Below are 10803 nucleotides of genomic sequence, written 5' to 3'. Positions count from 1 at the left end.
GTCAGCCCGCGTCAGCCCGCGTCAGCCCGCGTCAGCCCGCGTCAGCCCGCGTCAGGATCGTATGACCGAGGTCCTGCAGGCTGTACCCGAGTTCGTAAGGCGGCACTCCCCGCCACCCTAATGGCAGCGTCTCGCAGAACGCGCGTGTTGTCCCGCTGCGACGCACCGGCCCGACGGCGCTTGCCAGCAGAATGCGACAGCTCGTCGTGCGCTCGCTGCCTGTCGCGAGGATGCTGGACGCGGTAACAGGGTCCCGGATCCCAGCCGGTCGAGGACGAGGCAGCAACACGATGACGATCGACGTATCCGCGGAGCGAATGGTCCCGCTCCCGCCGGAGCTGGTGGCCGGGTATGCCATGGACTGGCGCTATGACGCCGAGTGGACCCAGGGCATCCGCACCGCGAAGCTGACCCGGGAAGCGGATCAGGGCGGCTTCGGCGTGGGCGCCGAGATCATCCGGACAGCGTATTTCCTCGGCCGACGCATCGACTACGTCCTGCGCGTGGCCGCGTACGAGCCGCCCCGCCTGCTGGACATGATCTCCGTGGCCGGCCCGATGCCCATGCACGTCACCTACACCTTCGAGCCGGACCCGCACGGCACCCTCGCCCGCATTCATGTCCGGGGCGGCGGAGGAGGCTTCTACCGGCTGACCGCGCCTCTCCTGGCCCGCCAGGTCCGCTCCTCCATCGGCAAGGACCTGAGCGACCTCGAACACCGGCTCACCGGAGAGTAGGAGGAACCTTCATGCCATACGACGAAGGGCTGGCTGAACGGATCAGACAACTGCTGGGCGCTGATCCCGACGTCACGGAGAAGCACATGTTCGGGGGGATTGCCTTCCTGTACCGCGGCAACATGGCCGTGGGCGTGAGCGGCGACGATCTCATGGTGCGGGTCGGCCCCGACAACACCGACGCGGCCCTGGCCCGGCCCGGCACGCGCGTCTTCGACATGACCGGCCGGCCGATGCGCGGCTGGATCCTCGTCGCCGGGCCCGCTCTCACGGAAGATGACGTCCTCGGCACGTGGATCGACGAAGGACGCGCCTTCGCCGGGAACCTGCCGCCCAAGTAGTGAGCGCGGAGGTCCGCTCCGTTACCGGGTGCACCGCGCCAGGATTCGTCAGCCTCAGACAGACCGGGCCGGCCGTCGGCGCCCACGCCCGTGCTTCATCCACCTCCTGTGACGGCCGCACTGAACCCGGACCACGTCCTCTCCCACGCGGCGCCAGACGATCCAGACCATCGGATGCCGTCCGGCGTGGGGCGTGGGGCGTGGGGCGTGGGGCGTGGGGCGAGCGGTTGAGCGACCGCCGCGCCCTGGAGGCCATCGCCTCCGAGTTCGGCATCGGGGATGCCGCGCTTCGCCCTCCCGCACACACGCCTGCAGGCCATTCGGGATCAGGATGTCGGGCCGTCGGTCCCTCTGCGCGTCCGGTACTCGGATCGGGTGAGGCGATCCGGCCCCGAGCGACTCTGCCCGACGTGGCGGCCGACGCGAGGGGACAGCCCAGTGCTTTGCTTTCCGAGCCCGGTCGCGCCCCGCGACCGGGCTCGGTCAGGAGGCACACCGTGGCGGCGCAGCGTGAATTGGACGAAGCGAAGGCCGAAGCCTTCATGGAGAAGGCGCTCGGGGACATCAGCGGGACGATGGCCATCGGTCTGTGCCACCTGGGCGACCGGCTGGGTCTGTTCAAGGACCTCGCGGCCAACGGCCCCGCCGGCAGCCAGGAGCTCGCGGACCGACTGGACCTGAACGAGCGCTACGTACGCGAGTGGCTGCGCGGTCTCACCGCGGCAGGCTATCTGGAGGAGCGTGAGCCCGGGCGCTTCACCCTTCCCGCCGAGCACGCCCCCGCCCTGGCCGACGAAACAGGGTCCATGTTTCTCGGCGGCGTGTACCAGATGATGCCCGCCGCCTGGGCGCCGTACGAACGACTGATCGAGGCATTCCGGAGTGGGGGCGGCGTACGGCAGAGCGACTATCCGGACATCCTGTGGGACGGCATGAGCCGTTTCACCGGCAGCTGGTTCGAGAGCGTGATGGTCGACGACTGGCTGAGCACCTTCCCTCACGTCGTCGAAGGGCTGGAGCGCGGCATCGACGTCGCGGACGTGGGATGCGGCGCGGGCCGCGCTCTGATCGTGCTCGCCAAGAGGTTTCCCCACTCCCGTTTCACGGGGTTCGACAACTTCCCGGCCCAGGTGGAACGCGCCCGGGCGAACGCGGAGAAGGCCGGTGTCGCCGACCGGGCGACCTTCGAGACGGTCGATGCCGCCCAGGGACTTCCCGGGCACTACGACCTCATCACCACGTTCGACGTCATCCACGACTCGGCGGAACCGAAGCGGCTGCTTGCCGCCATCAGGGCCGCGGTCAAGGACGACGGCGACTACCTGATGCTGGAGATCAACTGCGAGGACCGGCCCGAGGACAACGTGGGCCCCGTTGCCTCGATGCTCTACGGGTTCAGCGTGTTCTACTGCATGACCACGTCCCTCGCGAACGGCGGAGCCGCCCTCGGAACGTGCGGTATGCCCGAGACGGTCGTACGCGCTCTGTGCACCGAGGCGGGCTTCAGCGACGTGGCCCGGTCCACGGCGGACGATCCGTTCAACGTCCTCTACGACATCAGGCCGTAGAGCGGATGCGAGCCTCGCGGCGGTACGGGCAGGCACGTCAGCAGCCGTATCCCGGGTGACCGAGCTGGCTTGGCCGTGGCCGCCATGCCGTATCAGCAGGGTGTCCTGCGGCAGCGAGGCCCAGAGCCGCACCGAGGCACCCTCACCACGCGGGCGAGCACTCCGACGCTCCCACCGCACGGCCCTTGTGCTGTCGACGATCAGCACCGTCCACATCCGCGTCCAGGGCGGTGAGGGCGGCCTCTGCCGGCTGACGGCGCCCTGGTCGGCCCTCCAGGCCCACACCTCGATCGGCGTCGCTTCGACTCAACGCGACGGCCATGGACCCGAGCCGGCCATCCTGCAGATCCGCAGCTCCCCGGTCTCGTGGATTCCGGCCAGGCGGCCCTTCCCCGGATGCATCGGTCAGTACTCGACCTGCACCGGAGTCGCCGATGGGCCGGACGCATGATGTTCGGTCCACGCAGGCACTGGCAGGTCGTACGCGCGGGGCTTGCGGTGGCTGAATGGCTCCAGGGCGGACACCATCTTTCGGTGAGGAGACCGGGACATGCCACGGGTCGAGGTCAACGGCGTCGAGCTCTTCTACGAGGAAAGGAGCGGGGACGGCGATCCGCTGGTCCTGGTGCACGGCTCCTGGGGCGACCACAACAACTGGGCCCCGGTCCTGCCCGCGCTCACCGAGCGATTCCGGGTACTGGTCTACGACCGCCGGGGCCACAGCCGGAGCGAGCGTCCGCCGGGGCAGGGGTCGCGGTTCGAGGACGAGGAGGATCTGGCGGCGCTGATGGAGACCCTGGGGTTCGCCCCGGCGTACGTCGCGGGCAACTCCTTCGGCGCCTCGACCGCGCTCGGTCTGGCCTCCCGGCGTCCCGAACTCTTCCGGGGCCTCGTCGCCCACGAACCCCCGCTCATGGGTGTGGTGGCCGACGACACCCAGCTGCTGCCGCTGATGGCGGCCACCGGGGAGCGGATCGAAGGCGTCCTCGCCCACCTCCGGGCCGGCGAAACCCTGGCGGGGGCACGCCAGTTCGTGGAGGAGGTCGCGCTCGGCCCCGGAGCCTGGGACCAGCTGCCGGACCAGCTCCGCCAGACCTTCCTCACCAACGCCCCCACATTCCTCGACGAGCAGGCCGACCCGGACTGGGCGAACCTCGGCCTCGGCCGCCTCCCCGGCTACACCGGGCCCGCCCTGCTGACCAAGGGCACAAAGAGCCCGCCATGGTTCGCCGAGATCATCGCCAGACTCTCGGGGGCACTGCCCCAGGCCCGCACACACACCTTCGAGGGGGCCGGGCACATCCCCCACGTCACGCACCCCGACGACTACGCGCGCCTCGTGACCGACTTCATCGAGAAACACCGCCAACCGTCATAGCCGGCAGCCCGGGACACCCGCTCGGCGGAGCTGGAGTCAGCCACCGCCCATCGCACGGCCCGTTCCCCAAGCTCTGGCGCGCCGGACGTAAACGCATCGCCCGCAGCGGCCGGCGCGCCATCGGGACCGCGCGGAGCCCCTGGGTGCCACCGAGGGGTTCCTGTCCCTGGCTCGGGAGCCGAACCCGGTTACGGGTTCGGCTCCCGAGCGTCGGCCGGTCGAAGCGTCAGACGGTGATGGTGGTGCCGTCGAACCGGCTGAGGGTGAACACCGCGTTCTCCAGCGTGACTTCCTTCGCATCGCGCAGCACGCCGATGGCGATCTCCTCGCCCAGCCGCACCGCCTCCGTGAAGTCGGTGCGCCAGTGCACGCCGGCCATGTTGCGGCCTGTGGCGATGTTGGCGGCGACCTTGTTGAGCTCCCCGCCGACGGTGAGCCGGCCGGCGTCCGGGCCGGGGTACGGCTCCAGGGCGGTGCCGTCGGTGGTGGGCACGACCGGGTCAGGCAGGATGTGCGACTCGTCGAACCACGCCTTGAGGATCGTCACGCACGCTCCGGCCACGGTGGCGTGTCCTGACGCGTACGAGGGATGCGTCGGGCTGCCCTCGGGGAACGCCTGCGGCAGCAGATAGCTGCCGTACTTCTCGAAGACCCGCTTGACGGCGACGGAGTCCAGCACCTCACCATCGATCGGGTACTCACGCTGCCCGCGCAGCTGCTGGTGGACCCGGCCGCCGAACTCCTCGGGCCGCAGCCGCCGGTGCACGTACCACTTCTGGAACCACACCGCCTTCAGGGCACGGGTGGCGACCTCGGTGACGAGCGAGAGGATGTGCGGGCCGCCGTACGTCCCGAAACCGATCTGGTTGCGCGAGAAGTTGTACGGATTGCCGGGATCCGCCGACGCGTTCATGCCGAGCAGGATGAGGGCGGCGTTGAGGTACGCCTCGTACAGTGCGTCGAAATGGACGTAGTGCGCCAGGTCGCGCGGGGTCTGGATGTACCGCCGTGTCGCGAAGTCCCGCTCGTCCGGCTCGGGTTCGGAACCGTTCTGCACCTCCAGCCAGTCGCCCCAGGTCGTCAGGTGGTCGACCGGGCGGACCAGCGTGTCCTGCCGCTGCGGGATCAGCAGCGTGCCGTACGGGATGTCCTTGAGCAGGAACTGCGAGACGTACGGCCCCACCAGGTCGCCCCGGGTGTCCCCGCGGAAGATGGTCCGCGCGGTGACCTGACCGTTCTGCTTGGGCGCCCGGAAGTCCGACAGCCCACTGAGTTCGGTGGCCGCCTCGGCGACCAGCTCACTGTCACCGAACCGTGTGAACAGCACATCGCGGCACAGCGCCATCCAGTACAGCTCCACCGCCTCGGCGGAGTTCTCCGCACTGTCGATGCGCGGTACCGGCCGGATGGCCAGCGCCTGGGCGTCCGGGCCCTGAAGGTCGAAGGAGTGGCCCGCCTGCGGATTGACCAGCTTGCGAGTGTCGCCGAGCGGGATCCGCTCGAAGTCCTCGTAACTGCCGGTGGCCAGCGCCCGGCGCAGCAGCTGGTAGGCGGCGGGGTCGACCTCGCCGAACTTGTTGTGCGGCAGCGCCTTGGAGTAGCTGGCCACGAACGGGTTGTCCGTCTCCTCCCCGTTGGCGGCCTGGACCGGGACGTGCCTCTCGAACTCGGCCTCGGCCGCCCGGATCCGCGCCTCGCGCGCGGCAAAACGACGATCACTCATACGATCCCCCGTGTTCCCGATGAAACAGGTGCGAAATGCACCACAGCCCATGAGACGTCAGGGATCACAGGATCGTTGTGACAAAGGTAAGCAATCACAAAGATCTGCACATATGCGACAGGGGCTTCCGAATCGAGCTGGGACGACAGCCGCCGCTCCGGGGGAACCAGTCGACGCCGTGCCGACGCCCCTCGCCGGCTCCCTGCGCCAATCCGGTCATGCCAGGCCCCATGAGCGCATGCCGACGTGGTCACCGCAGCCAGGGTTGGTGAAGCACCGTCGGGGTAGGTCTCTCGCCTCTTCGGAGGTGTTGGCGCTGGTCGGCCTCGACTCTGCCATCGAGGCGTCCTCGGCCGCGGCGGTCGCCTGGCAGTTCTCCGCGCGCGATCACGCCGCACGCGAGGCACGGGAGAAGGCGGCACTGCGGATCACCGCCGACTCCTTCTTCGTTCGCACGGCCTACGTCACTGTGGATGCCGTACGTGCTCTGGCCGGGACAGGGGAGACGGACCGCTCGATTCCGGGATCGTTCGCGCGGCTCTTTCGCTGGCAGTGACGCCGTTCCTGTCCACCGCCCAGCGCCGGGCCGGGCGGGAGCTGGGCTCCGCCTCCGCCGTGGCCGACTACCACCAGCGCGTGATCTACCAGCCGCCGGCAACTTCTGGGCCCTGCAGTGGACCGAGACCGGGATCTACTCGGCCTCACCCTCAGCCTCGGAATCCTCTGCGTCTGGTGGACGCGCCGCCGCCTAATGGGAGCTGTCGGGTCGTAGAGACTCGGTGGCGTAGCCGCCAGCAGGTGAGCACTTTCATCGCCTGAAGCACGTGACTTCTGAGGTCAGACCGTGCCCCTGCTGGTCGGCCGGAAGGCCAGACCGCTGATGGGGTGGCGTGCCCGCCGATTGGGGCGTGAGCACTGGATCCATTAGGCCGCGTGCCGCGCCTTCCGCAGGCTGCACAACAAGCGAACTACCAGGCGAGGAGAGCGTGTTGCTGCTGATCGGCGATGACTGGGCCGAGGACCATCACGATGTCGAGGTCCAGGACGAAACCGGCCGGAAGCTGACTGCCGCAAGGCTGCCCGAAGGCGTGGAGGGCATCGCGAGGCTGCACGAGCTCGTCGCCCGGCACGGCGGCAAGAACCTCGATGCGGCCGAGGTGATCGTGGGGATCGAGACGGACCGCGGTTCGTGGGTGCAGGCCCTGATCGCCTCCGGCTACCAGGTCTACGCGATCAACCCCCGGCAGGTCGCCCGCTTCAAAGAGAGATACGGAACGTCCGGGGCCAAGAGCGACAAAGGTGATGCACACGCGCTGGCCGACATGGTCCGCATCGACCGGGCCCAGCTGCGGCCGGTCGCCGGGGACAGCGAGCAGGCCCAGGCCGTCAGGGTCGTCGCCCGCGCCCACCAGACCCTGATCTGGGAACGCACCCGCACCTTCCAGCGGCTGCGGTCCACGCTGCGCGAGTACTTCCCCGCCGCCCCGGCCGCCTACGCGGACCTGGAACCGACCAGCACAGACGCCCTGGAACTGCTGGTCAAAGCGCCCACCCCCGCAGCCGGGGCGAAGCTGACCCGGCCCCAGATCACCGCCGTCCTGGCCCGCCATCGCCGCCGCAACCGCGACGCGAAGGCAGCAACCGTCCAGACCGCCCTGCGCGAGCCGCAGCTCGGCCTGCCCGAACCGGTCACCGCCGCCTACGCTGGCGCCGCCACGGCCCACGCCCGCCTGATCATCGCGCTGAACGAGCAGACAGCCATCATGGAAGCGCAGGTGAAGACGCATTTTCTCGCCCACCCGGACGCTGAGATCTACCTCTCGATGCCCGGCATCGCGGAGATCACCGGCGCCCGGGTGCTCGCCGAGTTCGGAGACGACCCCACCCGCTACGCCGGCGCGAAGGCCCGCAAGAACTACGCCGGCACCAGCCCCGTCACCCGGGCCTCCGGCAAGAGCCACACCGTCCAGGCCCGCTACGTCCGCAACAACCGCCTCGCCGACGCCCTCCAACGGCAGGCGTTCTCCGCGCTGCGCGTCTCGCCCGGCGCCCGCCGCTACTACGACAAGCAGCGTGCCCGCGAGGCCGGCTACAACCCCGCCCTCCGGCAGGTCGGCAACCGCCTCGTCGGCATCCTCCACGGCTGCCTCAAAACCCGCACCACCTACGACGAAGCAACCGCGTGGTCACACCACGCCTACCCGCTTCCCGCTTGACACCCCAACGACATGGGGTGTCTGACCTGACGCGACGTTCGGATGATGTTGTAGAGCATCGACAAAACCATGGCGCCCCGATCAGCGACTACCACCCGCGCCACAATCCGCCCCGTGCACCGACGCCGCACAGACGGCCACCACTTGGCCACCCCACCCTCCGCGGATACTGTCCAGCCATTCAGCAGCACATAAGAAAACTGCAGGTAAGAACCACTTCTGCGGATCACGGGCACGCAACCACTACCAGAGAGTGAAACTCCGACCTACGCATTACATGCACAGCTTCATGGAGCCCTCAGCGCGCACATTCCAAGGTCAAAAAAACGAAGAAACCGCAGGTCAGAGGCCTGACCTGCGGCGTCCCTCGGAGCCGCCTTCGGGATTCGAACCCGAGACCTACGCATTACGAGACCATGAGCATTCGTATTGCCTGGTGTTTCGCCGTGTTGTCCAGTGACGTTTGTGCTGATCAGAGCACGTGCAGCAGGTTGACCGGTGCTCCTTCGTGATGCACGGTCCAAAGGCGTCTGTCCACAGGCTGTCCACCGCCAGGGTTGTCACCGGCCCACCAGAGAGACTGGAACTGGGCTCCCGACGACGCTGTCGACCGATCGGAGATTCGCACGGAAGCCGCTGTAGGACCTCCACAAGCACCCCTTCTCCGGAGTTCCGGCGCTCTGTCCTCCCCTGTGCAGATGGTCGACGCCGTAGCCGCGAAGGAGCCGCCAGTTCGCGCTCAGGTCAACACGGCCGACTGGGTCATTTCTCGTCGAGCCGTTCATCGAGGATCTCGGCAGCCCAGGCGCGCAATCGTCGGCGCATGTCCTCCACCTGGCCGCCATTGATGCCGTATACCTCGTACTCCCGGTCCGGCCAACGGTCGACCGCCCGCAGCGCTTGGGCGAAGTAACGCGGATCGAACCCGGCGTCGTGCTCAAACGCCAACTCCAGCAGTTGCCCACCCGAGTACCGTCCGGAGGCGAGCGCGGCATTCACGTCGAGGTAATCCCGTGGCGCGGCCCGTCCGAAGAGAGTGGTCACCTTGTTGGCCACAGCGTCATCGGCATGGAGGACCGGACCGATCTCCAACACGGCAGGCGGACGAGCCCTCCAGTCGCACCCGAGCTCCACCTTCGCCGTGCGCCCCTGTCCATCAGCGACCGCGAACCGGGCGAACACCCCACCGGACTTCTCCACCTCAACGATGAGACCCGCCGCCCGATAGGTCGCAGCCACCGCGTCGACCGCCTCGGCGAACGCGACCGGGTCGGCGATGTCCGTGAACAGGTCGACGTCATCCGACAGCCGTTCCAGGAACCCGTGCGCCTGAACTGCGTACCCGCCGGCCAGGACGAAGCCGTATCCCGCGGCGGCTCCAAGACCGATACGCGCGAGCCGGGCGTGAAAGGGATCCATACAGGCGGATACTACGCAGCCCTGCGGGCCAGTTGCGGGAATCGCCCTTCCCACATCAACCGTGCGCGCGGCGGAAGCCACAGCCTCTGCCACACGGCCGAGAGCAGCACCGGGTCCAGGAACGTCCGCAGCTCCCCCGCATGCATGGCCTCCCGGATGACCGTCTCATAGAGCATCCGCAGGTCCACATCGTCCGACAGGTCGTAGACACGCTTCGGCGTCCAGTCCAGCACAGTCGGCAGAACCACCACCCCGGCCGCCGGACCGGCCAGCTCCTCCAGCGTCTCCGGAACCGCGTAGGGCCGGATCTCCGCATACCGCACCCGAGACTCCATACGCCCAGTATGCCCCTGCGCCAGCGCTGTCCACCGGTCACCGTGGTGTCCGTCAATGACGTCGTCGACGCCCGTGTGGAAAGCACCCACGAGGAGCGCGCCCGCCACAGGCTCACCCCCTACCGGTTGCACCAGCTGAGAGCCCCGGTGCTGCGCCTGTCCCTGGACGTACGGCGCGGCGAGCGGCCCTACCCGCTGGACCTGGACTGGCTGCTGCCCGCCGAGGGGTTCGCCCCGCTGCGCTGCCCGGCCTGCGTCCAGAGCGGTGCCCCGCTCGTCGCGGCCAAGACCCACCTGGGCTGCGCCTGGCGCCTGGCCCCCAAGCGCCTGGCCACGCCTCCGACCGGGGAAACCGTGCCGCCGCCTTGCTTTGGCACCGCCGCGGACACTGTCTGCTTTCGAAGTGGATGGCCCTGCGGATCGGCGCGCCTCACTCGTCGCTGGTCCTGCATGCCCGACTACCTTCCTCGTAGAGCCGTCATCGGTCGATGCCTCCGGCGCCCACGCGGACCAGAAGACCGAGGGACACGAGAACGGAAATGTCCTGATCGGCTGCGGTCCGGTCAGGATTTTTGGATCATTGCCCCGTGGATGACTGGTCCGGCTGGGACGACCCCGCCGAGTTGCGGATCCGGCTCGACGTCGCACTCGAGCAGATCGCCGAGCTCACGGAGGAGAACCGGCGGCTCCGGGAACGCCTCGGAATGCCGGCACCCGACACCGTGCCCGAGCGACCCGAGGCGGTGGAAAGGCAAGCACCGCCCACGTTGCCCAAGATGCCGTCCGGCAGTGGCCTGCCCTATGCGGACGCGGCCTCCGACCCGCAGGCCAAGGTCGCCTTGTTCCGAGCACTGTTCGTCGGCCGCGTGGATGTTTACGCGAACCGGTGGGTGAGCGCGAAGAACGGCCGGACCGGATGGAGCCCGGCCGAAGAGAACCCCTGGGACAAAGCCAAGTCGGAAGCTGAGCGGGTGTTCTTCCCGCTCACCGACCAGGTGATCTTCCGGCACCTGAGTCGGCCCGAGCCGGGACAGCGCGAGCTGCATGTGGGCCTGTACCCGATGTTCCCCGACGACACGACCCAGT

Annotated in this window: 9 protein-coding genes and 1 pseudogene; 7 read left to right on the top strand and 3 right to left on the bottom strand. The window is 68.7% G+C overall.

Annotated elements, in window-relative coordinates; genetic code table 11:
- The first annotated feature begins 290 nt into the window (after nt 1–290).
- From RB628_RS31305 to RB628_RS31290, 4 genes are all read left to right on the top strand, one after another.
- Nucleotides 291–737 (top strand): SRPBCC family protein, encoded by a 447-nt coding sequence (locus tag RB628_RS31305; protein ID WP_318323962.1) that lies wholly within the window; start codon nt 291–293, stop codon nt 735–737.
- Nucleotides 738–748: 11 nt separating this feature from the next.
- The gene (locus tag RB628_RS31300) at nt 749–1078 is read left to right on the top strand and encodes a TfoX/Sxy family protein (protein WP_318323961.1); all 330 of its coding nucleotides are present in this window, start codon (nt 749–751) and stop codon (nt 1076–1078) included.
- A 497-nt stretch (nt 1079–1575) separates the two neighbouring features.
- Nucleotides 1576–2646 carry a methyltransferase domain-containing protein gene (locus tag RB628_RS31295; protein ID WP_318323960.1) on the top strand — a complete coding sequence of 357 codons (1071 nt, stop codon included), beginning with the start codon at nt 1576–1578 and terminating at the stop codon, nt 2644–2646.
- Between the two features lie 550 nt (nt 2647–3196).
- The gene (locus RB628_RS31290) at nt 3197–4024 is read left to right on the top strand and encodes an alpha/beta hydrolase (RefSeq protein ID WP_318323959.1); all 828 of its coding nucleotides are present in this window, start codon (nt 3197–3199) and stop codon (nt 4022–4024) included.
- A gap of 226 nt (nt 4025–4250) precedes the next feature.
- Here RB628_RS31290 and RB628_RS31285 read toward each other — a convergent pair whose 3' ends face one another.
- On the bottom strand, nt 4251–5747 hold the full coding sequence (locus RB628_RS31285; protein ID WP_318323958.1) for a vanadium-dependent haloperoxidase: 1497 nt from the start codon (nt 5745–5747) through the stop codon (nt 4251–4253).
- A 289-nt stretch (nt 5748–6036) separates the two neighbouring features.
- Between RB628_RS31285 and RB628_RS31280 the strand changes: the two are divergent.
- Both RB628_RS31280 and RB628_RS31275 read left to right on the top strand, forming a co-directional pair.
- Nucleotides 6037–6389: pseudogene (locus tag RB628_RS31280) on the top strand (cation transporter); the annotation flags it as partial.
- 347 nt (nt 6390–6736) lie between these two features.
- Nucleotides 6737–7963, top strand: coding sequence for an IS110 family transposase (locus tag RB628_RS31275; RefSeq protein WP_318323977.1), 1227 nt, complete (start codon nt 6737–6739; stop codon nt 7961–7963).
- Between the two features lie 762 nt (nt 7964–8725).
- On the opposite strand, the gene RB628_RS31270 is transcribed toward RB628_RS31275, so the two are convergent.
- Both RB628_RS31270 and RB628_RS31265 read right to left on the bottom strand, forming a co-directional pair.
- Nucleotides 8726–9382 carry a nucleotidyl transferase AbiEii/AbiGii toxin family protein gene (locus RB628_RS31270; RefSeq protein ID WP_318323957.1) on the bottom strand — a complete coding sequence of 219 codons (657 nt, stop codon included), beginning with the start codon at nt 9380–9382 and terminating at the stop codon, nt 8726–8728.
- A gap of 11 nt (nt 9383–9393) precedes the next feature.
- Nucleotides 9394–9717 (bottom strand): hypothetical protein, encoded by a 324-nt coding sequence (locus RB628_RS31265; protein WP_318323956.1) that lies wholly within the window; start codon nt 9715–9717, stop codon nt 9394–9396.
- Between the two features lie 587 nt (nt 9718–10304).
- Between RB628_RS31265 and RB628_RS31260 the strand changes: the two genes are divergently transcribed.
- On the top strand, nt 10305–10803 hold a 499-nt coding region (locus RB628_RS31260; RefSeq protein WP_318323955.1), incomplete at its 3' end, for a TOTE conflict system archaeo-eukaryotic primase domain-containing protein.

The organism is Streptomyces sp. ADMS, from assembly GCF_033441795.1.
Lineage (GTDB): Bacteria > Actinomycetota > Actinomycetes > Streptomycetales > Streptomycetaceae > Streptomyces.
Note: the sequence above shows the minus strand (reverse complement) of the source record. Positions and strands in the feature narration are given on the sequence as shown.